Source organism: Pseudanabaena sp. FACHB-2040, assembly GCF_014696715.1.
Lineage (GTDB): Bacteria > Cyanobacteriota > Cyanobacteriia > Phormidesmidales > Phormidesmidaceae > JACVSF01.
The window spans coordinates 255,392-279,934 of the sequence record NZ_JACJQO010000022.1 but is presented as its reverse complement, the minus strand read 5'-3'; the positions used below and the strand labels follow the sequence as shown (position 1 = coordinate 279,934).

At 55.2% G+C, this 24,543-nt stretch carries 27 protein-coding genes; 17 read left to right on the top strand and 10 right to left on the bottom strand.

Features of this window, described 5'->3' with window-relative positions:
• The first annotated feature begins 9 nt into the window (after positions 1-9).
• Positions 10-858, top strand: coding sequence for a tetratricopeptide repeat protein (locus tag H6G13_RS24270; protein ID WP_347277525.1), 849 nt, complete (start codon positions 10-12; stop codon positions 856-858).
• A 68-nt stretch (positions 859-926) separates the two neighbouring features.
• Here H6G13_RS24270 and H6G13_RS24265 read toward each other — a convergent pair whose 3' ends face one another.
• Complete coding sequence (locus tag H6G13_RS24265) at positions 927-1,520, bottom strand: PAP/fibrillin family protein (protein WP_190487746.1); 594 nt, start codon at positions 1,518-1,520, stop codon at positions 927-929.
• Positions 1,521-1,822: 302 nt separating this feature from the next.
• On the opposite strand from H6G13_RS24265, the gene H6G13_RS24260 reads away from it, so the two are divergent.
• From H6G13_RS24260 to H6G13_RS24235, 6 genes are all read left to right on the top strand, one after another.
• The gene (locus H6G13_RS24260) at positions 1,823-2,065 is read left to right on the top strand and encodes a DUF3134 family protein (RefSeq protein ID WP_190487744.1); all 243 of its coding nucleotides are present in this window, start codon (positions 1,823-1,825) and stop codon (positions 2,063-2,065) included.
• Positions 2,066-2,223: 158 nt separating this feature from the next.
• Positions 2,224-3,318 carry a phospho-N-acetylmuramoyl-pentapeptide-transferase gene (gene mraY / locus H6G13_RS24255; RefSeq protein ID WP_190487742.1) on the top strand — a complete coding sequence of 365 codons (1,095 nt, stop codon included), beginning with the start codon at positions 2,224-2,226 and terminating at the stop codon, positions 3,316-3,318.
• A gap of 94 nt (positions 3,319-3,412) precedes the next feature.
• Positions 3,413-4,183: an isochorismatase family cysteine hydrolase gene (locus H6G13_RS24250; protein WP_190487739.1), complete on the top strand. Its 771-nt coding sequence runs from the start codon at positions 3,413-3,415 to the stop codon at positions 4,181-4,183.
• Positions 4,184-4,299: 116 nt separating this feature from the next.
• Positions 4,300-4,902, top strand: coding sequence for a hypothetical protein (locus H6G13_RS24245; protein ID WP_190487737.1), 603 nt, complete (start codon positions 4,300-4,302; stop codon positions 4,900-4,902).
• A 142-nt stretch (positions 4,903-5,044) separates the two neighbouring features.
• Entirely contained in the window at positions 5,045-5,383 is a 339-nt protein-coding gene (locus H6G13_RS24240) for a P-II family nitrogen regulator (protein WP_190487735.1), read from the top strand.
• Positions 5,384-5,469: 86 nt separating this feature from the next.
• On the top strand, positions 5,470-6,837 hold the full coding sequence (locus tag H6G13_RS24235; RefSeq protein ID WP_190487732.1) for a folylpolyglutamate synthase/dihydrofolate synthase family protein: 1,368 nt from the start codon (positions 5,470-5,472) through the stop codon (positions 6,835-6,837).
• Here the strand turns inward: H6G13_RS24235 and H6G13_RS24230 are convergent.
• Together H6G13_RS24230 and purT are read right to left on the bottom strand one after the other, a co-directional pair.
• Positions 6,834-8,129 carry a sugar ABC transporter substrate-binding protein gene (locus H6G13_RS24230; protein ID WP_190487729.1) on the bottom strand — a complete coding sequence of 432 codons (1,296 nt, stop codon included), beginning with the start codon at positions 8,127-8,129 and terminating at the stop codon, positions 6,834-6,836. The two genes, H6G13_RS24235 and H6G13_RS24230, sit on opposite strands and share 4 nt — an antisense overlap.
• A 152-nt stretch (positions 8,130-8,281) precedes the next feature.
• Positions 8,282-9,493 (bottom strand): formate-dependent phosphoribosylglycinamide formyltransferase, encoded by a 1,212-nt coding sequence (purT, locus tag H6G13_RS24225; RefSeq protein WP_190487727.1) that lies wholly within the window; start codon positions 9,491-9,493, stop codon positions 8,282-8,284.
• A 569-nt stretch (positions 9,494-10,062) separates the two neighbouring features.
• Here purT and pilM point away from each other — a divergent pair.
• The 6 genes from pilM (at position 10,063) to cobD (ending at position 16,894) form a co-directional block, all read left to right on the top strand.
• Positions 10,063-11,163, top strand: a complete 1,101-nt coding sequence (pilM, locus tag H6G13_RS24220; protein ID WP_190487725.1) for a type IV pilus assembly protein PilM — start codon at positions 10,063-10,065, stop codon at positions 11,161-11,163.
• 3 nt (positions 11,164-11,166) lie between these two features.
• Positions 11,167-11,940: a PilN domain-containing protein gene (locus tag H6G13_RS24215; protein WP_190487723.1), complete on the top strand. Its 774-nt coding sequence runs from the start codon at positions 11,167-11,169 to the stop codon at positions 11,938-11,940.
• Positions 11,940-12,851, top strand: coding sequence for a hypothetical protein (locus tag H6G13_RS24210; RefSeq protein ID WP_190487721.1), 912 nt, complete (start codon positions 11,940-11,942; stop codon positions 12,849-12,851). Before H6G13_RS24215 ends, H6G13_RS24210 begins: the two co-directional genes overlap by 1 nt.
• Positions 12,852-12,930: 79 nt before the next feature.
• Complete coding sequence (locus H6G13_RS29265) at positions 12,931-15,132, top strand: AMIN domain-containing protein (protein WP_190487720.1); 2,202 nt, start codon at positions 12,931-12,933, stop codon at positions 15,130-15,132.
• Between the two features lie 347 nt (positions 15,133-15,479).
• A complete protein-coding gene (locus H6G13_RS24200; RefSeq protein ID WP_190487717.1) occupies positions 15,480-15,758 on the top strand; it encodes an HU family DNA-binding protein in 279 nt (92 codons plus the stop codon).
• An 11-nt stretch (positions 15,759-15,769) separates the two neighbouring features.
• A complete protein-coding gene (cobD, locus tag H6G13_RS24195; protein ID WP_190487715.1) occupies positions 15,770-16,894 on the top strand; it encodes a threonine-phosphate decarboxylase CobD in 1,125 nt (374 codons plus the stop codon).
• A 63-nt stretch (positions 16,895-16,957) separates the two neighbouring features.
• Here the strand turns inward: cobD and H6G13_RS24190 are convergent, their stop codons facing one another.
• Positions 16,958-17,230 carry a hypothetical protein gene (locus H6G13_RS24190; protein ID WP_190487713.1) on the bottom strand — a complete coding sequence of 91 codons (273 nt, stop codon included), beginning with the start codon at positions 17,228-17,230 and terminating at the stop codon, positions 16,958-16,960.
• A gap of 253 nt (positions 17,231-17,483) precedes the next feature.
• Here H6G13_RS24190 and H6G13_RS24185 point away from each other — a divergent pair, with 253 nt between their 5' ends.
• Positions 17,484-18,377, top strand: a complete 894-nt coding sequence (locus H6G13_RS24185; RefSeq protein ID WP_190487711.1) for a carbonic anhydrase — start codon at positions 17,484-17,486, stop codon at positions 18,375-18,377.
• A 106-nt stretch (positions 18,378-18,483) separates the two neighbouring features.
• Here the strand turns inward: H6G13_RS24185 and H6G13_RS24180 are convergent, their stop codons facing one another.
• The 4 genes from H6G13_RS24180 to H6G13_RS29260 form a co-directional block, all read right to left on the bottom strand.
• Positions 18,484-19,224: a GntR family transcriptional regulator gene (locus H6G13_RS24180; RefSeq protein ID WP_190487709.1), complete on the bottom strand. Its 741-nt coding sequence runs from the start codon at positions 19,222-19,224 to the stop codon at positions 18,484-18,486.
• A 116-nt stretch (positions 19,225-19,340) separates the two neighbouring features.
• Positions 19,341-19,736, bottom strand: coding sequence for a cell envelope integrity protein TolA (locus H6G13_RS24175; protein ID WP_190487707.1), 396 nt, complete (start codon positions 19,734-19,736; stop codon positions 19,341-19,343).
• 53 nt (positions 19,737-19,789) lie between these two features.
• Positions 19,790-21,214, bottom strand: coding sequence for an ammonium transporter (locus H6G13_RS24170; protein WP_190487705.1), 1,425 nt, complete (start codon positions 21,212-21,214; stop codon positions 19,790-19,792).
• Positions 21,215-21,522: 308 nt separating this feature from the next.
• Positions 21,523-21,657 carry a hypothetical protein gene (locus tag H6G13_RS29260; protein ID WP_277882547.1) on the bottom strand — a complete coding sequence of 45 codons (135 nt, stop codon included), beginning with the start codon at positions 21,655-21,657 and terminating at the stop codon, positions 21,523-21,525.
• Here H6G13_RS29260 and H6G13_RS24165 point away from each other — a divergent pair.
• Positions 21,656-22,111, top strand: coding sequence for a thermonuclease family protein (locus H6G13_RS24165; RefSeq protein WP_190487703.1), 456 nt, complete (start codon positions 21,656-21,658; stop codon positions 22,109-22,111). The genes H6G13_RS29260 and H6G13_RS24165 overlap by 2 nt on opposite strands.
• Before the next feature lie 12 nt (positions 22,112-22,123).
• Complete coding sequence (locus H6G13_RS24160) at positions 22,124-22,519, top strand: glyoxalase (protein ID WP_347277524.1); 396 nt, start codon at positions 22,124-22,126, stop codon at positions 22,517-22,519.
• 20 nt (positions 22,520-22,539) lie between these two features.
• On the opposite strand, the gene H6G13_RS24155 is transcribed toward H6G13_RS24160, so the two are convergent.
• The gene (locus tag H6G13_RS24155; RefSeq protein ID WP_190487701.1) at positions 22,540-22,836 is read right to left on the bottom strand and encodes a DUF3593 domain-containing protein; all 297 of its coding nucleotides are present in this window, start codon (positions 22,834-22,836) and stop codon (positions 22,540-22,542) included.
• Positions 22,837-22,902: 66 nt separating this feature from the next.
• Positions 22,903-23,214, bottom strand: a complete 312-nt coding sequence (locus H6G13_RS24150) for a DUF2499 domain-containing protein (RefSeq protein WP_190487699.1) — start codon at positions 23,212-23,214, stop codon at positions 22,903-22,905.
• Between the two features lie 196 nt (positions 23,215-23,410).
• Between H6G13_RS24150 and csaB the strand changes: the two genes are divergently transcribed.
• Positions 23,411-24,490 carry a polysaccharide pyruvyl transferase CsaB gene (gene csaB, locus H6G13_RS24145; RefSeq protein WP_190487697.1) on the top strand — a complete coding sequence of 360 codons (1,080 nt, stop codon included), beginning with the start codon at positions 23,411-23,413 and terminating at the stop codon, positions 24,488-24,490.
• The last annotated feature ends 53 nt before the right edge of the window (positions 24,491-24,543 follow it).

The window sequence follows — 24,543 nt, the reverse complement described above, 5'->3', positions numbered from 1 at the left end:
TAATCGGTCGTGCTGAAACGAACATCTGTGCTCTCACTGCTAGCAGTGCTAGGACTGTGGGGCGTCGCGCCCCCGGCTTTGGGTCAGGCTTTGGTACCCTACGTGCTGCCCGTAGATTTTAATCGCCTAGAGGAGCAGGGCCTGGTGCTAGCTCAAGAAGCGCTGCAGCTAGCTCAGTTTCAACAGTATGAGGTGGCTTTAGAGCGAGCCCAGTTAGCGTCTCAACTGGCCCCCGGTCGGGCTGAGATCTGGTCTTTACTGGGCAGCCTCTACCTGCAGTTGGATCGGGTGGATGAAGCTATTCCGGCCCTCGATCGGGCTCAGTCTTTGGATGGCAACAATGCTGGGGTGATGTTTTCCCTGGGGTCAGCGTATTTTCAGAAGGGTGAGTATCAGCGGGCGGCGGATCTCCTAGAACGAGGTCTGGCGATACAGCCCGATAACGCCGCTGCCCTATTTGACCTGGGCAATGCCTACTTCAAGCTCAATCAATACCCTCAGGCCATTAGCAAATATGAGGCGTCTGTACAGGCCACCCCTGAATTTTGGCCCTCGATCAACAATATCGGGCTGGTGCTGTTTGAGCAGGGCAAAACCGACGAAGCGATTGCCCGCTGGAGAAGCGCCTTAGAAGCTGCCCCTGAAGAGACAGAGCCCAAACTTGCGATCGCAATTGCCCTCTACTCCCAAGGAGAGCGCACCGAGTCTATTCGCTTGGGGATTGAGGCGCTGGAACAAGACAGCCGCCATGCTGATCCAAGCTTTTTGCGCGGTAACCTTTGGGGTAATCGGCTAATGACCTCAACTGAGCAGTTTTTCCAAGTTCCTATGGTCAAAGCGCTGATTGCCCAGCTCTAAAAGCCCAGCTCTAAAAACCCAGTTCTAAAAACCAAGAGAAAAAGTTTAGGGACGCGGTGATCACGTCCCTAAACTTTTCTGAGAACAAAAATATTGCCCTCATTGCCCCGGCCAATACGGATGTCTTTATCCAGGTAGGTCACTTCTAGCCAGCCCTGCTGCCGCTCCCGGTTGATGGTAAAGTCAATGCCCTGCCATAGGGGCAACTTGGAGGCTGCCTCAAGTTTTTGGATGAACTGGCTGGGGGAGCGGTAGTCCAAGACGCTCTGCAGGCCCAGCACCCCTCGCTCAAAGGCAACATTGACGCGCCGATCTGAGACAGGCTCAAAGCGGGCTGAAACCGAGACTAGACCAGAGAGCAAGGGCGGCCCTTTGACCTCAGCTAGATTGTAAATGCGCTGATTGGCGGTGCGAATGCACTGATAAATCTGCCCCAAATTGGCCAGCGGCACCCGGTCGATGCCCAGCAGCTCCTGGCTCGTGGTGTAGAGCAAGCGCCAGTCTCCTTCGAGCAGGTCGGTGGCGGCCAGCGGCTGCGGCGTCGGGTTGCGGTCTTCCAGGCGAGAAACGGCGGCCTGAATCGCTTGGCGGTCGGTGGGGCTGGCTAAAATGCCCCGGTTGAAAGGTGCGATCGCATCTAGCAAGTCAGCTTTGCCCAACATAGTCTGGCCCGAAAAGTGCAACAGCTGGCTGCATCATAGGTCATCAGCACGTCTGCCAACGACGACCGATTAACTTCGTTAGAATTAAAGACTGCCTGATTTAGGTCTAGAGACGGTGTAGAGTGCAAAAGAGCGCTGTGGACTCGGCTAAATTCCATTGCGCCGAGTTGACATATCAATAGTTCTGAGCTATCAATCCGGTGTAAACTTTTTTGCAGTTTACTGCTGATTGAGTCACCGTTCTCTGGTCTTGTGACACCTTTATCGTCTATCAGGTTTCCAGACCTTCTCTAAAGCTAACCATGACTTCACCTTTCTATAATCCTTCCATTCGACAGGTGCCGCGCAGCGCAAAAGCACCTATCCTGCAATCGTCAACCGACTCTTCCATTCTCACTTGGCTGGAAGAGATTGGTCGGCTGCGTGCGAGAGAGCCCGTCGAGGTCATTCCTGACGAGCCCGACAGTGAAGAAATTTCTGATCTGATGGGCAACGACGATGCTTATGAAGACGATGATGATTTGCCCATTGAAGACGATGACTAAGGTAGCTGCCGAGCGCGGCTGCTAAACTCAAGTCCGAATGTGAGAAATGGGGGCTGATTTGGCTGAAATTCAGCTGCACTCAGCCCCGGGGGGACTTCACCCAATCGGTAAGTTCCCATCAGTGTGTGTGGTGTGGTGTGAGATGAGGCAAACCCTCTGTGGACGCGAAGTTTTTTTCGACCAAGCCCCTAGGCGTGTCGGGCCTAATGCTGTTTTGGGTGCTAGCTGTTAGCCTGAGCCTGACCGCCATTGTGCTTGATACCGAGATGGGGCACGTCTTTACCCTAGGCTCCTCCCTGGCGGTGCCGTTTTTACTCTCTGCTTTGGCCAGCAGCACCCTCGGATTTTGGGCAGTGCCCCTGCTGCGGGCCTTAAAAACAGGTCAGTTCATCCGGGAAGAGGGGCCACAAGCGCACCTCAAAAAAGCCGGAACGCCAACAATGGGCGGTATTTTCTTTATTCCGGCAGCGGTGCTAGTGGCCCTGGTTGCCACTGGGTTTGCCCCAACGACGGTAGCGACCTCGGCGTTGACGCTGGCCTACGCCAGCATCGGCTGGCTAGATGACTGGCAAGTGCTGCGCCGCAAGTCTAATAAAGGCATTGCTCCGCGCACTAAGCTGCTGCTGCAAATTGGCTTTGCCGCTATCTTTTGTGCCTGGGCGCTGATGACTCAGCCGACCGATTTAACTCAGGTGGCGCTGCCGCTGGGGTTGAGCCTACCGCTGGGCCTGCTCTTCTGGCCGCTGGCTGGGTTTGTGCTGGTAGCTGAGAGCAATGCAACCAATCTGACCGATGGCCTTGATGGCTTGATGGGCGGTGCTGGGGCCATAGCGCTGCTGGGCTTAGGCGTGTTGGTTGCGCCTACTCACCCCGACCTGATGGTTTTCTGTGCGGCCTTGTCGGGAGCCTGTTTGGGCTTTTTGGTGCACAACCACAACCCGGCCAAGGTTTTTATGGGCGATACTGGCTCTCTGGCGCTGGGTGGAGCCTTGGGAGCAGTGGGTATTCTCAGCGGCAATCTCTTCGGCCTGCTGATTGTCACCCTGCTCTTTTTTGCCGAAACCCTCTCTGTGATTCTTCAGGTAGGCTACTACAAAGCCACTAAAGGCCCTGATGGTGTGGGCAAGCGGCTATTCAAAATGGCTCCGCTGCACCACCACTTTGAGCTGTCTGGCTGGCCTGAGATTCAGGTTGTGGCCGTCTTTTATGCGGTCTGTGCGGTGCTGGTGATAGTTGCGATCGCAACTGCATAAAGGGGAGCTTTTGGTTTAAGAAAGGGAGGTGCTGACAGGTACCTCCTTTTTCCTGCAGCCTATCTTCGTCCTTCTCTTTCCACAAAACACCGCTATGACTGCTCTTCGTCGCACTCTAGGAACACCTCCCAACGCCTGGCTGGTCAACGCTGAAGAAGCGGACATCACCCGCTCACCGCTGCCCCAGCGGCGGGTCAGCTTTGCCACAGACACCAAAAAGCTGCACGTAGATCTCAATAAAACCGCCTGCCTAGTGGTGGACATGCAGAATGACTTTTGCCACCCCGACGGCTGGCTGGCCTCCATTGGTGTAGATGTCAGCCCTGCCCGCGACCCGATTGCGCCGCTGGTGCGGTTGCTGCCCACGCTACGGCAGGCAGAGGTGCCGGTCATCTGGGTTAACTGGGGCAACCGCCCCGACCTGCTTAATATCAGTGCTAGCCTGCGCCACGTCTACAACCCCACAGGAGCCGGGGTTGGGCTAAACGACCCCCTACCTAAAAACGGTGCCCTAGTGCTGGCTCAGGGCAGCTGGTCGGCAGCCGTCGTGGATGAACTAGAGCAAACGGCTGCCGACATTCGGGTTGATAAATACCGAATGAGCGGCTTTTGGGACACGCCTTTAGACAGTATTTTGCGCAACCTGGGCAGAACTACGCTGCTCTTTGCGGGCGTGAATGCAGATCAGTGCGTCATGGCGACCCTGCAAGATGCTAATTTCTTAGGTTACGACTGCATTTTGCTGCGAGACTGTACAGCGACCACCTCTCCTGACTACTGTCTCCAGGCAACGGTCTATAACGTGAACCAGTGCTTTGGGTTTGTAACAGATTCAGCTGCGTTCCTGCAGGCTGTTAAAAAGTAGGCCCCACCGGGAATTTTCTTGACGAAAACTGGTTCGGTTGCTCTAATTTGAACTACCCTTGGTCAGACATTCAAAACTAAGCCTGTCTTGCCTGATTTACTCCCATTGAAACCCCTATGAATTCGCCACTTCATCCGGATCCTGCACTACAGTATGCTGCTCTCGAAAAAGAGACCCCAGCTGCCAGTAACTATGCTCCCTCAGTGCCCATTTCGGTGTATCGGGAGTTGGCAGCTGAGCTGAAAGCAACCAAAGCTCAGGTAGACGCTCTCAACGGGCAAAATCAGCAGTTGGGCCAGCAAAACCAGCTTCTGCGGCAAGAAATTCTGCGATTTGCTCAGTCTGCCGATCAGCTGCGCCATGCCATCGAGTCAACCCAACCCGCTGGCTTTCCGCTGCCAACTCTGGAGCGAAGCGAGTTTCGCCTAGAAGAGGCTGAGGCTTACTCTAGGTTCGGGGGTGAACCTGGCTCCAACCTGTCCACTCAGGTCACTCGCATCGTTAAGACCTCTGCTCCTCAAAAGCGGCCCCAGGGAAGCTCAAAGTCTCAGCCTTTGTTCACCGAACAGCGATCTGAGCGACCCCGACATCAGAGCGGCAGCAGCCGTCCCAAAGACATGAGCGGTCTGTGGCTAGCAACCACCATTCTGCTCATTGTGGTCAGTGCCTTTGGGGCTGGCTTCCTGATTATGAAGCCTCTGTTGGGCGGTAACCGGTAGGGTAAAGCGGTGGGATATCCTGGGGTCAGGCGAGCAAGCAGAGAAATGTATCGACAAATACAGTACTTAGGGGGTTCTCCTCGATACACATAGGGCTGCTGAGCTATGCAACGGTGAACGCTGAAGGAATATCAGGTCAGGTATGAAAAAAATTGAAGCAATAATTCGTCCGTTCAAGCTGGATGAGGTGAAGATTGCCTTAGTGAATGCGGGCATCGTCGGAATGACTGTATCAGAGGTGCGCGGGTTTGGCCGCCAGAAGGGGCAAACCGAACGCTACCGGGGGTCGGAGTACACGGTTGAGTTTCTGCAGAAGCTCAAGATCGAGATCGTGGTCGATGATGCTCAAGTTGATATGGTGGTTGACAAGATCATCTCGGCGGCACGAACGGGCGAGATCGGCGATGGCAAGATTTTTGTCAGCCCAGTAGATGAGATCGTCCGGATTCGTACCGGCGAGAAGAATACCGAGGCCGTTTAGGCTCCCGCCGATTGATCGGAAATTTTCGTTAGAGGCACGAACCTTCGTGCCTCTACTTTTTTGTCGTTTCTTGTAAACACGCTTCCATGAATGCTGGCTCGACCGTTGAACCTGCCTTTGCAACCCTTCTCGCCCGCTATGAACGCTTTGGGGTAGACCTAGGTCTAGAGCGGATCGAAGGGCTCCTGATGGCCCTAGGCCACCCTCACACGCAGGTTCCCATTGTCCACGTGGCTGGAACCAATGGTAAGGGATCGGTTTGTGCTTATCTTTCGTCGATTTTGGCCCAAGCGGGCTATCGGGTGGGTCGTTACACGTCGCCCCACCTGGTGAGCTGGTGTGAGCGAATCTGCATTAATGAGCAGCCGATTAGCGCGGACGACTTGCTAGCAGTGCTGCAGCAGGTAGAGGCCGCAATTGACCCAGAGCAACCTTGCCCAACTCAGTTTGAAGTGATTACTGCTGCTGCTTGGCTCTATTTTGCGCGGCAGGCGGTAGATATTGCGGTAGTTGAAGTGGGCTTGGGTGGACGGCTGGATGCGACCAATGTTTGCGATCGCCCCCTAGTCACTCTGATTACTTCCCTCAGCCGAGAGCACTGGCAGCGACTCGGCCCCACCCTGGCTGACATTGCCCGAGAAAAGGCAGGCATTCTCAAGCCAGGCTGCCCGGCGGTGATTGGGCCTTTGCCTGCAGAAGCGGCAGCGGTGGTGCAAAAGAAGATTGCTGACTTAGGTTGTCCAGCCATATGGCCGACACCAGCCCAGCTACTAGAGTCCGGTTGGGCCGAGTTTAGCGGCACTCAGACGGCAGAAGCTGGGCTGACCGCCCCAGAACTCCGATCTCTGCAGTATCCGCTGCCGTTTCCTGGCCCCCATCAGCTGGCCAACTCGGCGCTCGCGATCGCAACCCTGCAACTCCTCCAGGATCAGGGCTGGAATATCTCGGACGAAGCCATTGTTAGCGGCATGGCCCAAGCTCGTTGGCCAGGACGGCTGCAGTGGGTAACCTGGCCCGACAACCAAGGAAATTTGCACAAGCTGCTGATTGATGGAGCCCACAATCCGGCAGCGGCTAGGGCCCTGCGAGCCTATGTTGATCAGGTTTTGTCTAGCCTAAGGAAAGATGAATCCAAGGGCCAGCCTCCGGCCGTGACCTGGCTGATGGGTATGCTCTCGACCAAAGATCATGCCGACATTTTTCGAGAACTGCTGCGGCCCGGAGACCGACTACACCTGGTGCCGGTGCCAGGACATTCAACGGCGGCTCCAGAGGAATTGAGCGCGATCGCAACCGTTATCTGCCCCGACCTAGCCGGCTGCCAGATTTATGATGATTTGGCCGAGGGGCTAGTTGCGATCGCGCAGAATCAGAGCCCCCTGACCGTTTTGTGCGGCTCGCTCTATCTCGTTGGCCACTTCTTCGCTACGCAGCAGCCTGCCAAGGCGAGCTAACGGGCATCCCAATCGGCAGCTGCATCGGCAACGGCCTGATCCACCGACTTCTGACCCAGCATTGCGGCCTGGAGATTGTCGTAAACAACCTTCTGTAGCGTCTTGACATCTTCCATCGCTGGAATCAGCACTTCGGCTTTTTCCATTTGGCTAGCGCTGACTGTGCGGGCTAGGGTGAGCGGGGCGGCGTCGGCAGCAGGCTGGGTAAAATAGCTGTCCTTCAGCGCGTTGGCCGTTGAGGGTAGAACATTGGCTGCTTTGGCAAACTCAAGCTGGTTGGCGTCATTGGTGACGTACAGCGCAAAGTCTAGCGCTGCCTCTGGCACATCCGTAGCGCGCGGAATCACCAGGTTCATTACCGCCACGTTTTGCTTGCCAGTGTCCCCAGTAATCTGAGTTGAGCTGCCGGTCACTTCGGCAATGGCTGGGGCATTCGTTTCAATCGTGGTCAAAAACTCTGCCCCGGTAGAGAGCAGCGCCGTTTCGCCTGCCTGGTAAAGTTCAATGCCGCGACGATGGCCCTGAGTCAGCACTTCGCGGGGCAGCAGCTCTTTCTGGTAGAGGTCAGTCCAATACTGAAAAGCGGCTTTGCCTGCTGGCGTATTAAAGGCGGCTTTGCCCTGGTCATCCACCAGCGTTACCCCCATCTGCACCAGAGACTGCAGCACATCGGCCGAATCTTCTGGGACAAAGGTGGTGAAGAACGCGTATTTCCCGGTTCGTTCCTTGATCTGTTGCGCCGCCTGAGCCAGTTCTTGGTAGGTCGTGGGCGGAGCCGACACCCCAGCCTGAGTCAGCAGCTCCTGGTTGTAGAGGGTGATGTTGGTCGTTAGGTACCAGGGAATGCCGAAGCTCTCGCCATTGAGGGCATTAGCCTCCCAAATTTTGGGCAGGTAGGTCTGCTTGGCCGTGGTCGGCAGCTTGTCATCCAGCGGTAGCCAAGCATTTTTGCTGGCCAGCTGAGAGGCGAAATCAGGGTTCAAATTCACCACGTCAGGCGCGGTTCCCGCCGAAACCGCCGTCAAAATCTTGCTCTGCATGTCAGACCAGGGCACGTCCACCCACCGCACCTTCACATCGGGGTGCTCGGCCTCAAACTGAGCAATCAGCGTATTGAAGTAGTCCGTGAACTGCGGCTGCAGCTGCATCGTCCAAAACTCAACGTCTTGGGTGCCCCCACCCGCCTGTCCAGAATTAGAAGCCGTGGGCGCACCCCCGCAGCTAATCAGCCAGCTCATCAGCAGGCCCAGCAGGGTTAAGAGGCTAAAGCGTTTCCAGAAGTGACGTGTCATGGTTCTTAGTTAGGAGAGAGGAGTTGGGGGGACGCGGGTTCGCGTTGAGGATATGAGCATCTGGACTTGATCTTGATCAGCATAGCCATTTGTTGGGTCAAAACTGCACTGTTCCTCCTTCCTTTCTCCTCCCGCTTCCCTCCTCTTCCTTCTCAGAGCAAAATCTGCACCTTATCAGCACAAGCGATTGCCCGCTCACGCGCCTGCTCGGGGCTGTCGCCCAGGGCTAGGGCTACGCCCATACGGCGGTTTTTGTGGCTGCGGGGTTTGCCGAAGAGACGGAGCTTGCTAGTGGGAACGCTCAAGGCTTCGGCTAGACCCGCAAAGCGGGGGTTTTCGCTGCTGCCAGGGGCCAAGATGACGGCGGAGGCCCCGGGCTGGAATAGCTCGATGGAGCCGATGGGCAGCCCTGCGATCGCACGAACATGCAGCTCAAACTCAGACATATTCTGGCTAATCAGTGTGACCATACCGGTGTCGTGGGGGCGGGGGCTAACCTCACTGAAGTAGACGGTTTGGGGCTGAGCTGGGTCTCCGGCAATAAATAGCTCCACGCCAAAAATGCCCCAGCCACCGAGGGCATCGGTAATGACCTGAGCGATGCGCTGGCACTCAGCTAGCGTGGCGGGGGGCAGCGGGCAAGGCTGCCAGGATTCGCGGTAGTCTCCATCGGCCTGACGGTGCCCAATTGGCGGGCAGAAGAAGGTGCCGTCTTGAGCCCGAACCGTCAGCAGGGTGATTTCGACATCGAAGTTAATAAAGCCCTCAACGATTACTCGCTCGCTCTTGCTCCGACCGGCGCTGCGGGCATATTGCCAGGCCGTTATCACGTCAGACTCCTGGCGCACCAGGCTCTGGCCTTTGCCAGAAGAGCTCATAATCGGCTTGACTACACAGGGCAGACCCAACACCTGCACGGCATCCTGGTACTCAGCTTCCGTTTCAGCAAAGCGGTAGGGGGAGGTTTTCAGGCCCAGATCTTCTGCCGCCAGCCGCCGAATGCCCTCGCGATTCATGGTTAGGCGAGTGGCGCGGGCAGTGGGGATGACGCTCCAGCCCTCGGCTTCTAGGGCCAGCAGGGTGTCGGTTGCGATCGCTTCGACCTCCGGCACGATCAGGTGAGGCTGCTCTTGCTCGATCAGGTAGCGCAGCTTTGCGCTGTCTAGCATGTCGATCTCGTAGGCTCGGTGAGCTACCTGCATGGCTGGAGCGTTGGCATAGCTGTCTACCGCAATGACCTCCAGACCCAGGCGCATAGCCTCCAGAACGACTTCCTTCCCCAGCTCTCCGGAGCCCAGCAGCATTACCTTTCGGGCATCGGCCGAGAGCGGCGCACCCCAACCCGTTGCACTTAAATTGGTCACCGTATTACCCCTTGCTAAAAAAAAGTTGGCTTTTTTTTGAAATAACTGTGCTCAACTTTCTCAATTGTGTGTAACATCGCTGGTGAATGCGCTAATTTCTTTGGCATATAGACCAGCATTCACAGCGCAGAGCCACCCATCTACAGATATATAGAACTCTCCATCATGGCCAGGAGGGTTAATTCGAATTGGCAGCGATTGAAAGGTCGCTTGCTGTTCAAAAATAGTCGCTTACCATCAGGAACCCCGTTTGCCCTTTTAACGAACTGACTTGTCAGCTCACCCTTTTATAGCCTGCCCGTTTTTGCTGATCAGAAGTGAACGGGTAAGCACTTGCGATCGCACTATGATGTCTGCCGATCCCGGCTGAGGTTCCAGTTAGTTTTTTAAGCTTTGTGTCCCGCCAAAAAGTATGGCAAATCTCACATAAATTGTGTACCATGCGTTAGCACATTTTTAAGTTGTGCTCAAGCGCTCTGGTTAGCCCTAGAATCACCCTCCTGAGATAGCCATCCCGAGATAGCCGCCTCCAATCCAACCCCCACTTTCTAAATTAAAGTGCGTATACCGTGAATAGCCTGACATCTCTTTTCACTCCCAAACCTCGGGGCGTTGGTGTAGAACTCACGCCCGAAAAGATCAATGTTGCTCGCCTGCGTAAGCAGGGCAGCAAGCTGAAGTTAGAAACGCTCGCTTCTGTTGATATTGCAGAAGGCGTCTACGAAGAGGGGCAAATTGTCGATACAGCTGCTGTCGCTGAGGCCCTCCAGACAGTGTTGGCCGAAAGCAAGCTGAAGGTCAGGCAGGCCACTACAGCGATTCCGGGCCGCGCCATTACTCGCGTTATTCCGGTGCCTGCTGAGCTAGATGACCAAGAGCTGCGGGAGATGGTGCTCAATCAGGAGGCCAGCCTTTACCTCCCCTTTCCTCGGGATGAGGCAGACGTAGATTATCAAAAGCTAGGCTTCTTTGTTGATGAAGACGGCATCGAGAAGGTCCAGGTGCTGCTAGTGGCCGTACGCAAAGATATTACCGACAGCTATATAGAGGCTTTTCGGCAGGCTGGGCTGGGCCTAAACGTTCTAGAAACCAGTAGCTTTGCCCTGATTCGCACCATTCGCGAGCAGCTGCGCCAGTTCACGCCCCAAGAAGCTGCTGCCATCGTCGATGTTGAGTTTGAGAGCACTGAGATTTCGATTGTTGTGGACGGGGTGCCCCATTTTTCCCGCACCGTGCCTATCGGCACTTACCAAATCCAAAGCGCTCTCAGTCGGGCTATGAATCTGCCGCCCTCACGCAACACCGACCTGCTGCAGGGCATGACCGTTCCGGCTTCACCGATGGATACAGTCGGGTCTCCTCAAATGGGCGGTACCAATCCCGGTACGGCTGCTATGCTGCGGGTGCTGGGCGAATTAGCAGATGAGCTTCGCCGCTCCATTGACTTTTACCTCAACCAGGGAGAAGACATGGAGGTGGCTCAGCTCTTGCTAGCTGGGCCTGGCGGCTCCATTGGCCAGTTAGACGAGTTTCTTGCTCAGCGGCTCAGCCTGCCTGCCAGCCAGATTGACCCCATTTCAGCCCTGTCTCTAGATGTGACTGAGGACATTCCTGAGTCTCAACGGGCGGGTTTGGCGACCGTTATCGGCCTTGGCTTACGGGAGGTGTAGGGTATGTACGGACTTGATATCAACTTTCTCAATGACCGCAAAGAGCTGCCTGCTGTCCAGCAGACTCGGCGAGCGCGAACGGGTGGTCCAGTGGATCGCCGCCCGCTGCTGCTGGGGCTGCTGTTTGCTGTGGGCGCGCTCGGCCTAGTGGGTGGCTACTGGCTGGTCCTGCGCAACCAGGTCGGTCAGCTCCAGGCGCAAAATAATCAGCTTGACCAGGAGCTGGCTAGCCTGCAGAGTCGTCTGCAGGCCGCAACCGTGATTCAAGGGCAGATCGATGCAATTAGAGCTGAAAATCAGGCTTTTGTTTCGGTTTTTAACCAGATCTTGCCTTGGTCAGCTCTGCTGCAAGACATTCGCGATCGCACCCCTACCCGCGTACAGCTAACCAATATCAACCAGACTGCTGGCACAACGCCAGAAGGGCAGCCCGAAGCGGTTGTGCCTCGGGCTGGCGGCATTGAAGTTCAGGGGGTAGCCTGCTCCTTCAATGACATCAACGACTTTGCCCTGGTGCTCCAGCGGTCGCCGCTGCTGCAGGGCAACACCGTTAGACTCAGTCGGGCCGAAAAGCAAAGTGAGCTGCTAGATCCCCAAGTGGAGGGCACCTGTCCCGGCACCCCTGCAGGCGCACCGGAATTTCTGGTTGACTACACCATTCAGGCTAACCTAACCGATGTTCCGGCCTCGCAGCTAATTGAGGAACTGGAACGGCAAGGAACAGTGGGCCTAGTAGCCCGTTTGCGTGCCCTTCGAGAGACAGGAGTGATTGAGTAATGACGGCAAGTGGAGATTTTATTCCCGTAGAGGATCAGGGTCTAGATCAGGGGCCGCCTAATCCAACTGCCTTTGGCATTGAGCTAACCCCGAAAGTACAGGGCATCTTAATCGCTCTTCTGGGTCTCTTGGGGGCTTACCTGCTATACAACTACCTAGTGCGGCCAGTCCAAGCGCAAAAGGCAGAGTTAGAAACCCAGGTAACCCAAAAGCAGGCTCAGGTGCAGCAGCAGCAGGCCCAGCTGCAGCAGGTAGCTCAACTTGAGGCCGATCTGGCCACAGCTCTAGACCAGCGAGTAGGGGTTTATGAGCTTTTGGGCGACCAGAGAAGCTTGGATACTTTGCTGCTGGATATCAACCAGCAAATCGAGAACAGCAATGCGGCGATTGAAAACGTGTTGCAGGCCGATTTTGCCAACACCAGTGAGGCTCAACTGACTGCTCTGGGGCTTAACCGGCAGCAGATTACCCAGGTTCGCAACCTCTATGCCAACGATCCAGTGGTTCAGCGGTTGCTGTACACTTCAGAGCTGTTTGGGTTCAACCCGGCGCAGCCTGCTGTTGTCAACGATGGGGCGTTTGGAACAGAGCTCGACGGCAAGCTGCAACGTTACAGCGTAGACGTCAACATGCAGGCCCTCTACCCCCAGACCTTAAGCATTCTTCGCAATATAGAGCGCCTAGAGCCCCTGGTAATCATCAGGGATTTCCGGCAACAGCCAGCCGAGCCCCCGGCGGGTGCTTCAGAGGAAGATTTGCAAGGTATCTCTAGGCTGCTGCAGAGCCAGTTTACTCTAGATGTTTTGGTGCCCACGGCCGATCCTACGGTGCCGCCGCCGCCGCCGGCCCCGCCAGAAGAGGTTACGCCGGAAGGCGGCGAAGCACCCCCGGCCGAGGCACCACCTCAGTAGGGCTGGGGCTTAGCTGCGCGAGTCTGAGCTATCAATCTAAGCACCTGATCTTTCGAAATCGTGATGTGAGGAGTGAACTGTGAAACGCATATTTGGAGTTAAGACTGTGTTGTGGGGAGGGGTGCTAGCTGCATTGGCTGCTCAGCCTGGCCTAGCCACTACTTCCAGAATTACCGGAGTTCAGGTCAATCAAACTTCGGCGGGCATGGAGATTGTGTTCAATACCCAGGGCGGTGAAGCAGGTAATGTCTTCACCGTCAGGCAGGGCAATGTCCTACGGGCAGATATTACCCGCACTCAGCTGGGACTGCCCGATGGTGGTGAGTTCCGGCAGGCCAACCCAGCTCCCGGTATTGCGGCAGTTACCGTGGTGCCGCTAGATGCCAACAGTGTTCGCCTGACCGTCGAGGGAACAGGGCAGGTGCCGGTGGGCGATGTTCTCTCATCCACTAGCCAAGGGCTTGTCTTTGCAGTGCAGACCGATAGTGCTGCTGCCCAAGCTGCGCCTGTCATTCCGGCAGAGATTCAGACGGTACCTGGCGCACCTCAGCCTGGGCCCATTGCCCAAGCGACCCCTGCCCCAGCTGAGGCAACTCCTGCTCCGGCTGAAGCGACCCCTGCCCCAGGACCAACTCAGACCCAAGCTACGCCTGATGTGCTGGTGCCCAACCCAGATGTCACGATTGACGGGGTTCCTGTTCCTGGGCCTCAGCCTCTGGAAGCTCCTCCTTTTCTGCCTCGTGCGATAGCTCCACCTGTGGGAGATATTGCAGTGGCTGAGGGTAACCCCGCCTTTGGTGAGATTGATTTGGGCAGCAACGAACGCATTCCTCGGCTGGTGCTCCGCAATGCCCCGGCGCGTGAAGTGCTCTCATTGGTCGCGAGAGCTGCTGGGTTAAACCTAGTATTTACCAGTGAAGGCGGTGGTGGTGAAGCCGCAGAGGCTGGAGCTGGTGGCCCTGATGGCCCTACCGTGACTCTCGATATTGAGAATGAGTCGGTCCAGGACGTATTTAATCACGTACTGCGGGTGAGTGGTCTGCAGGCTAACCGGGTAGGCCGCTCGATCTATGTCGGTCCCCTATTGCCCGTCAGCGCCCAAAATGTTTCAGTTCGAACCCTCCGCATGAACCAGGTGGACGTGACGGTGGCCGCTAACTTCCTGGTTGCGCTAGGGGCTGAAAGTGCGGTTAGCCGAGAGCGACTGGTGACCAACGTGAATGCAGTGGCTGTGGGTGAGGGCGTACCTGCGATCACCGAAACTCAAACGAGCACCATAGAACAGGTAGAAACCCAACGAGTCGAGTTTGAGGATAGCCAGGCGATCTTGCGAGGACTACAGGTTGTGGCCGATGAGCGCACTAACTCGGTGACCCTAGTGGGGACGCCGCAGCTAGTTGCCATTGCTACCGAGCAGCTTACCCGTATTGACTTGCGGCGGCGTCAGGTGGCAATCAACGTGCGGGTTATTGATGTCAATCTGAATGCGCTCGACGCCTTTGGTACCAGCTTCTCCTTTTCCCTTGGCAATACGGGTATTGCTAGTGGAGGGGGTGTGGGCGTAGTTAACTTTGGCAGCAACTCTCCTCCTGCTTTTGGGGCGGCCCCCACAACTACCCCAATTCCAATACAAAACCCAGAGGTAGGTACGTTTGGGTTACCGGGTAATTTCCTTCTGCAGCTCTTTGCTACCGTGCAGAATGGCAACGCTAAAGTCCTGACTGACCCGACACTGATCGTTCAAGAGGGGCAGGTTGCGACAGTGGCCTTGACTCAAGAAGTGGTGACAAACATTACCTCTAACTTCACTGACGTTGGCGGTGTGCAGCGGGAGACGGTGACCTTTGAAACTGAACCTGCTGGGTTGGTCTTGCAAATCAACGTAGATCGCATTGATGACAACGGCTTTGTTGCCCTGTCTGTGGCTCCTAGCATTTCGGCTCCGGCAGATACTTTTCCCACAGGGACTGGGGCTGGTGCCATTACTCTACTAGCGGAGCGATCCCTTTCCTCAGGGCAGATCCGGGTGCGCGATGGTCAAACGCTGCTTCTCTCTGGCATCATTCAGGAGAGTGAGCGGACTACTGTCAACAAAATTCCTATTCTTGGAGATCTGCCAATTTTAGGAGCCCTCTTCCGCAGCACTGTTAATCAAAATCAGCGTAACGAGCTAATTGTTCTCTTGACTCCGCAAATTCTTGATGACTCCGACCAAAGTGTTTACGGATATACCTACACCCCGAGTGAGCAAGTCCAGGAATTACTGGAGCGCAATCGCTGATTTGAAAGTCGTTGGCTTGACGTAGCAAGTTCAATTTCTCTAACATCACGTTGTTAAATAGAATGGCTGAAAGTTCCTCTTAACAGAGCTTTCAGCCATTTTTATTGAGCTTTGATCGAGCTGAGATTAAAGCCTGAAAATGTTAACTTTCTTAAAAATCCCTGAAATCCACATAAATTAAAGGTTTCGCCGATCCATATTGGATAAGATGATTTTAGAATAGGGCAGTAAAATTCTGAGTTTGCGGGGGTTTCAGCGATTCTGGCGCAAGTTAGCTCATTTTTGCTATTTGTGTTAATTGAAAACCTGTTAATCCCTAGGTTGTCCTTTCCCCATAGGAGACATATATGAATAAGGGCGAACTCGTTGATAAGGTCGCAGAGAAGGCATCTGTTACTAAAAAGGAGGCCGATGCCGTGATTACCGCTACCATCGAATCCATCATGGAAGCGGTTGCTGATGGTCAGAAAGTTACGCTGGTTGGCTTTGGCTCCTTCGAACCCCGTGAGCGGAAAGAGCGGGAAGGCCGCAATCCTAAGACTGGGGATACGATGGTGATTCCTGCCACCAAAGTGCCTGCCTTTTCTGCTGGCAAACTGTTCAAAGAAAAGGTTGCAACTAAGTAACCGAGTTTCTATTGGCGACAGAGCGCACAAATCGACCTGTTCACGGGGGGAACCTCACTTGGGCTGCTGAAGTTGCAGGATGTTCCCCCAATTTATTGCTAGATTTTTCTGCCAGTATTAGTCCTTTAGGGCCCCCGAAATCTGTCCTTGAGGCGATTGAAGCTGGCATTTCTGACCTTAAACATTATCCCAGTCCAGAGTATGACAATCTGCGGCAGACGCTGGGAGCAGTGCACGGCCTTTCACCAGACTGGATTTTGCCCGGCAATGGGTCAGCAGAACTGCTGACTTGGGCCTGCCGAGATTTTTCTGACTGCCTCATTACCTGTCTGCCAACGCCTGCATTTGGGGACTATTTTCGGGGCCTTAAAGCATTTAATGCGGCTGTTCTTGAATGTCCCTTGGAGCTGGATGAGGAGCGCCGATCTGCCTCAAGGCTGAAGGATATTTTGGCTGCTCCGTTGGCGCTTCAAGGGACTGCTTCGGCGGCTGCAGGGCTACTTTTTAACAACCCCCACAATCCCTCTGGCTACCTATTTTCTGGGCAGGAATTAGGGTCTCTGCTAGACCGATTTGAGTTGGTGGTGGTGGATGAGGCGTTTATGGACTTTTTGCCGCTGCACCAGCAGGAGAGCTTGATTGATCAGGTGGCGAGCCATCCTAATTTGGTAATTTTGCGATCGCTCACCAAGTTCTACAGCCTGCCCGGTTTGCGACTAGGCTATGCGATCGCACACCCAGATCGCCTGCGGCGCTGGCAGCAGTGGCGCGACCCCTGGCCAGTCAACGCGCTAGCGGCCGCTGCTGCCCAGGCGGCAGTGCAAGACCACGCCTTTCAGCAGCAGAGTTGGGAGTGGCTTGCGATCGCACGTCCCCATCTCTACAGCGGTCTCCAAGCCATTGCGGGTCTGCACCCTCTGCCGGGAGCAGTCAACTATCTCTTGGTTCGCTCAGACTATCCAGTGCTGCCGCTACAGACGGCATTGCTAAAAAGGCACCGCATCTTAATTCGAGACTGCCTTAGCTTTGCTGAACTGGGAAATCGCTATTTCCGAGTCGCCGTGCGCACTTTAGAGGAAAACCAGCGCCTGTTGCACGGGCTGACTGAGGTGCTGTCGCAGTTTTCTAACCCCTGAAACATAGCAAAGCCGCAGCATGGCTACGGCTTCACAGCAAATCTGAAATTGAGCGTTAGCAGATCAAACGACGACTTTAGGTTCTGAATCGGGTTTGAGCTTGCGTATGGGCAATGCCGGCAGATCTCCTTCTGCCCGGACGGTTAACGGAATTTGCACATCAACAAGGTCAGAGCTGCTGTGCGATGCTTCCTTGACCCGCTGAGTTTCGCCCAAGTCAATTAGCAAGGGATGGATCTCCTGCCTGCACGAGTTGCAGAACCAGTAAACCCCCGACCGCCGCACATGACGTAACAAAGTATTACGACACCAAAGACAGGTCTGTGTAGATGGCATCTTTTGCTCTCCTTAATGTGCAATGATCATGCAGCTTTTGCCGCATTGGGGCAGTGTTCCACCTCACATTCAATACAGATTTCTAGTGTGGTCAGTCGGGGATAAATGCGACCTTTTGCTTCAATAAGCAAACCTGACTGCTATGTGCCCCTCAGATATGGGATAACAATAAGAGCGGACTGTGTTGCGATGGCCCCAAGGACGGATCTTTGACCCTCGCAGCCGCCGACCAGTTGATCGTTAGGGCATTGCCATGAAAAAGCTACTCAGTGGTCTGCGGCAGTTTCAAGAAACGTACATTCCTAACCACAAGTCGCTGCTGGCCGAATTGGCCCGGGGGCAACATCCGCGCGTTCTCTTCATTGCCTGCTCCGACTCTCGGGTAGATCCAGCCCTAATCACCCAGGCTGACATTGGCGATCTCTTTGTTATCCGTAATGCTGGCAATATTGTGCCGCCCTACGAAGCCAGCAACGGCGGCGAGGGAGCTACCATTGAATACGCCATTGAAGCGCTAGACATTAAGCAAATTATTGTCTGTGGCCATACCCACTGTGGCGCTATGAAGGGGCTGCTGCAAATAGGCGAATTAGAGGAGAAAATGCCTCTAGTCTATGACTGGCTGCGCCATACTGCCGCTACTCGCAAACTGGTGCAAGACAACTACGGGCACTTAGATGAGACCGACATGCTGGGCGCGCTAGAAGCAGAGAACGTGCTGACCCAGATCGGGAACCTGCGGACTTACCCAGTGATTCACTCCCGGCTTCACCGAGGCGATCTCTCTATACACGCCTGGCTGTACAACATCGAAGCGGGTGAGGTGCTGGCTTATGACTCTGAGGATCATGCTTTTGTGCCCCCCTACAGCCGTATCTACCCCGAACCAGGAGACAAAGTTCGGCCCTCTTACAACATTCCACCACTGCCCAACCCGCCCGCCGATATCTCCGGCAGTCGGGCTTATGATGAGTCCAAATATCCCGTCTGGCCATCCCCCGAGATTCCTACCATGACAGTCCCGCCAGAGGAATCTTACAGTGGTGCTAAAACAGCCGCCAAGGCCCCTGAAAAAGTGCCAACCCACTTGCCAGGGGGTTCTCGCCTTTCTCAACGGCAGGCTGAGCGGATTTTTCGCGGGTCATAGGGAGGTAGGAGTGCAGAGCGTAGAAGATACCCTACCTATCTTTTCCTCACTCCCCGGCTTCCTTAACCCCCCTCTCCCCTACACTCATCTCCTCTGCTCTTTCTCTTCACAAAACCGAATTTTCCTTAGTCAGCACTACTGAATAGGTCAACCGATCACCTCGCGACAGGGTTTCACCGCAGATGATGGGCTGGTTGTGCTGAGTAAAGGCAGTATAGCCATTGACCAGCAGCGGTGCTCCTAGGGGAATTTCTAGAGCTTCGCTTAGCTCTACGGTGGCGTGGGTGCACTCTAGGGTGGCTTCGACCCGCTCAATGGAGACGCCGTTTTTGTCGAGAGTGGGGTAGATCAGGCTGGACTGAAGTTCTTGGGAGAAGGTCTGGCCGATGTCTACTCGGATATAGGTAATGTCGATGGCAACGGGGATACCGTCGGTCAAGATAACTTTTTTCTGGCAGTAAACCTGATCGGCGGCTTTGAGCTTGAGTCGGTCGCTGACGGAGGGGGGCGACAACACCAGCTCAAAGGAAAGGCTGCGGATAGAGGCGGTAGTGCCCTGGCGCTCCATGTCTTCGTCAAAGAAAATTAGAGGGTTGGAGAGGGAGCGGGTGACCTTGTGCTGGGCCTTTACAAACACGCCACGGCCTCGCTGGGCCTCGACTAGCCCTTGCTGGACTAGATTTGCGATCGCACGCCGCACCGTAATTCGGCTCACCCCAAACTGTTCCATCAGCTGGTGCTCACTGGGCAACTGTTCTCCGGCAGCATACTGGCCACTAAAAATGTCGTCTCGCAGCCGCTCAGAAATAACCAGATGCAGGGGCAGGGAGTTTTCGGTGGTGATCATTCTCGTAGTGTAAAACTTTGTGACAAAAAGGGCAGCCTCTTCAAAAGGCTGCCCACCGCACGTCACAGAAGTCTAGATAGCAACCGACAAACAATGCTGGCTGCCTAGCGCCAATCCTAACGAGACAGCCGCTTTAGGCGACGACCCGTACGCGGGCGACGGGAAGCCGCTCCCCCTAGCCCTACCATGCCTAGCAGCGCTAACGGCTGGGGAGTGCGCTCTTCAGCCGGTTGAGACACTTGAGCTTGGGTCGTAGACTGCTTACCCGAGACCTGCTGATAAATAGCCTCAGCAGCAGCAAAGGCCGTTGTCGCCAGCAAAATGCTCAAGATAATCGGGTTCTTAGCCTGCGATTCACCCTTGCGAATATTAAACGAGCTATAGATGAAATACAGGAAAATTAGGACGCTGGCAACAAGCAGCAGCGCAATCACCACAGGACGGTCGGAAAAAGTATAGATCGGCCCTGTCGCTTCATTAAACGATTGATAGTCCCGAAAGGGGCTGGCCATAATGGCGGATCTCCTTAAAAAAGCAATAGAAGAACAAGCTTGCTAGTCAATGCCTATCCCCGGTGCTGCTCCATAGGCGTACTCAGGTGGATCTCCTCACCCGGCACGATCGAGTATTCGGGATATCCGGTAATGCCAAAATCGCCCAGATCGAGCCCTTCTAGCTCCTCGGCAGCCGGTACGCGTAGCAGGTTCATCTTCTTGAGCACCCAGCTCACGCCATAGCCTGGGATAAAGCCCAAAATAATTGTGCAAATAAAGGTCGGAATGAGCTGACCAAAGAACCCAATCGGCGGGTAGCCATCGCCCTGGATATAGCCACTCCCCATGACGCCCACCGCCATAGCTCCCAGCACACCGCAATAACCGTGTACCGCAAAGGCTCCAACTGCATCGTCAATGCCAAGCTTTTCAATCCACTGACCCACCCAAGGCATTGTCAGACCGCCAATAAAGGCGATAGGAATCACCAGCTGCGGCGCATAGATATCTAAGCCTGCCCCAACCGAAATAATGCCTGCCAGTCCACCAGAGATTGTGTAGAACGGGTCAGCCTTAGAGCCGATGTACGCTCCCATAATGCCTGCACACAGCGCCAGCGTGGTGCTGACCGCAATGGAGGATAGAGTCATAGGCGTATCGTAAATCGTGGTTTCCCGCTCAAAGCCAGGGCTGTAAATCACACAGGCTGCTAAGAAAGCATAGAAGCCAACGAAAATTAGCATGAGCCCGACCATCGTTAGCGGCAGGTTGTGGGGCAAGATAGCACGGGGCTTGCCGGTGCTATCGTACTTGCCGATACGAGGCCCAAGATTTAATAGCACACCTAGGGCAAAGAACCCAGAAACACCATGCAGCACTGCCGAGCAGCCGAAGTCGTGGTAGCCCAACGTGGTGGTAAACCAGCCCCAGTAATTCCAGCCCCAGGCCGCAGCCACTACCCAGCAAAAGCTGCCCAGCACTGTCGCCAGCACTAGATAAGCGCCCACCCGAATTCGCTCAATGACAGCCCCCGACAAAATCGAGGCGGCAGTCATAGCAAATAGGGAAAAGGCAAACCAAAAGACCCCTGTCAGGTTGTCTGACATATTGGGCCCCATGGCCTCTGACCAGGGATAGGCAGCCTGCACCAGTGGCAGCAGGTCAGCCACTACCCCCTCTGCGGGAGGCGTAGTCCACGGGCCCAAAATGCTGCCTGTGAAAGGAAAGAGGGGGAATGCCCAATACACCCACCAACCAAAGAAGAAAAATGTGAGGCCAACTGTAGACAGCGTCAGCAGGTTCTTTAACATCGTTGCCAGCACGTTTTTAGCCCGAGAGGCACCGCCCTCGTAGGCCAAAAACCCTACGTGGATGATGAGCATAAAAACGGAGGCCCAGTAGTAATAAGACTCCGCTACAAACTTTTCCAAAAACTGTGTTGATGCGGGCAAATCATCCACGGTGATCTGCGCCAGCAGGGATAGTTCAAAGACCATGAGAACCCTATTCCTTAGAGATCAGCAGGCGAGGTTGGAGGATACCTCCTCAGCCAGATGTCGCAAACTTGAGGATTAGTGTGCGGTGTTTGTTATGACAAGTTTGTAGCCACTACTACGAATCATTCACTTATTCCTAAATAGAAAAAGCCCCTAAATCAGGGGCTGTTATTGTCAAGAATTCATCACAAAAAAAGTGCAATGACTTTGGGGATTTAACAGCTTGATGGGCCTGACATAGCGGCTTCTAGTGGCGACGTCTGGGTCGGACAGGCGATACTTGAATTGGTTAAAACTGGGCTTTGCCTCTAGGGAGGGTTGTGGGATAGCCACAGGCCTGCTTCCTGACCTCTGGGGTGAGAACACAGGGTATGAAGCAGCTGCGATCGCAGCCTCAAGGCGTCGTGCCCAAACAAGTTACGAAATATTACGGGGCTTGCCATGCCAATTTCTCGGCTGCGGTTTCAGCTGAACTCTATTAAGGATGGCGATACGCTAATTGCCAGCCCTCTGGGCCAGAGCAATGGCCCAATCGAAGCCATTCGGCTCTACGGCATTGACTGCCCAGAACTCGCCCAACACCCCTATGGCAAACTGGCCCGCCAGCGAATTCAAGCGCTGCTGGCCCCCTACCGATCTTTTGAAGTGGTCTTTGTCGATCGCGACAATCACGACCGCCTGGTGGCCGAACTGTGGGTGACCGACGGCTGCATCAACACCCAACTGCTGGCGGAAGGCTACGCTGTTGCCTACGTCCGGCATCTGAGGGAGCCTTACCGGCAGCGGTATTTAGCTGCAGAGACAGTGGCCCGCAAGGCTCGACTGAACTTCTGGAGCCAGACCGAGCTAGAGTCGCCGTGGGAGTATCGTCGTCGCAACCCGCGCCGGGTAGGGTGAGGAGAGAGGCGTGTGACGGAGAAAATAGGTTGGGTCTGTCGGGAGGCGTTTTTGACACTGGGCAGTGATCAGTTTGAGCGGCTGGTGGGGTTTTATCAGGGGCTCTTACAGCAGGTGGCTCAGCCTTACTGGCCCGATCGCTATGCTGAGTTTGCGCTGCCGGGAATGAAACTGGCGCTGTTTCGGCCCCAGGTTGGGCAGCAGGCGGAGTTTGATCAGCCTGCTCAGGGAGGTCTGAGTTTGTGCCTGGAAGTGGTGGATCTAGAGGGTGCGATCGCACATCTAACCACCCTGGGCTATCCGCCCCCCGGCCCTGTGATGATCGCCTCCCACGGACGCGAAATCTACGCCTATGACCCCGATGGCAATCGTCTCATCCTGCACCAATCCCATCCTCCTAGTCTGTAGAGACGCGATTAGCTGTGTCTCTATGGGTTGGCCTTACGGGCTTCGACCACAGCCTGCCGAAAGCCCAGCACCACCAGAATGTTCGAGAAGGTAAGAAAAGCTTCAGCGCTACCGTGGAGCCAGTCCACGTCGGCCAGCTCCACACCATAGGTGACTCGGGCATAGATGCCCGCTGGAATAGTGACGGCGACAAAAACCAGCAGGGCATAAAAGCCAATCAGCGCCAGCCTGGGAGCTTGCCCAGAGCGGGTGATGAACCAGAGAAAGCCCAGGTAAGGAAATAGAGACAGGGCAAAAAGTGCGTTTTTATCGAGCATTAGTCAAGTCAGGCAGATTTTAGGGCAGCGCAAGGCAAAAGACAGAGCAAGATTGCTCCTCGAATTTTAACCGTCTGACTTAGGCACCTGAGCAGTGCGCCAGATCCACCAGGCCGCCAGACAGAGGGTACAGTTGCCAATCACCGTCGTCGCTGCCTGCAGCGTCACCAGCCAGCTCAGAGATTCGGCATTGTCGAAAAAGTGCCAGGTGCAGGCCGACATAGCGCTAATCAGCGCTGGCAGCATACCGGCCGATAGCCAGCGCCAAGCAGGCTGATTTTTGGCTACAGCAAACTGCCAGATAAACCAGATAGCAGCAACCCACTCAAGGACACTGGAGATGTGGATGATCCAGGTGGGGATGGAAAGGGCGTTCATGGGAAAAGGGTGGGTGGGTAGGGGGTGGATGGGGGACGCGGGGATGCAGAGAGGTAGGGGAGATGGAGAAGGTAGGGAGCCTGTCCCTGATAGGGTTTCTGCTTTCCGCTCTCTGCCTTCTGCTTTCCCCACCTATTACACATTACCGGCAGCCTCTATTGTAGAGAGTGCAGAGACTCAGGCGGAATCAAACGGAATGCGAGCGGTCTTGTGTGGCTACTACGGCATGGGCAATGGCGGGGATGAGGCGCTGCTGGCGGCGCTGCTGCAGATGTTGCCTGTTGGGGTCACGCCGGTGGTGCTTTCAGGCAATCCGGGGGAGACGGCTCAGCGCTATGGGATAGAGGCGGTACCGCGCAAGGCTCCGGTGGCGGTGCTGCGGGCGTTGCGGTCGGCGGATGCCTTTGTTTGGGGCGGTGGCAGCCTGATGCAGGATGCCACTAGTCTGCAGAACCCGCTTTACTACGGGGGGCTGATGGCGATGGCGCAGGCCATGGGCCTGAAGACTATTGCTTGGGGGCAGGGGATTGGGCCGCTGCAGCGGCCTTTTAGCCAGCGGCTGGCTCGCTATGTACTGCGGCGCTGTGCGGGCGTGAGTGTGCGAGATGGGGCTTCGGCCCAGCTGATGGAAAGCTGGAATATTCCAGCCTGGCAGGGGCCTGATCCGGTGTGGGCGCTCGATTCGAGGCCGGTGGAGGGACTGTGGGATTTGCCTGCTCCGAGAGTGGCGGTGGCGTTGCGATCGCACCCCTGGCTCACCCCAGAACGCTTAGATCAGTTTACTGAAGCCCTAGTTGGATTTCAAAAGGCGACTAAAACTTGCGTACTACTTACACCCTTTCAACCGGCCAAAGATTTAGCGATTGCTGAACAAATTCAGGCGCGTCTTCCAGGGCCAAATCACCTCTTTTGCTTGAGCGATCCCCGGCAGCTAAAGGGGCTTTTTCGAGGGGTGGAAATGACAATAGGGATGAGGCTGCACGCTTTGATTATGGCGGCAGCAGAAGGGTGCCGTTGTTTTGCCCTAAGCTACGACCCGAAAGTGAGCCAGATTATGGCCGATTTAGATCTACCAGGGTGGGATCTCAATCCTGCTGCGGCTTCGAGCGCTAGTGGCTGGCCTACAGAGACCAATGAAATGATGCAGCAATGGCTAGAGCACTATGCCAATGGTGAACCGCTTTCACCCGATCAGATTCAGTCGCGAGTTGACCGTGCATTTATGCACCAACAACTGCTGCAAGAGCGGCTATTTGCAGCTAGAACTTATCCCTAACCACTACACCGACGCAATTTCAAAACCGGACAATTCTGCTTACAAAAGTTGCC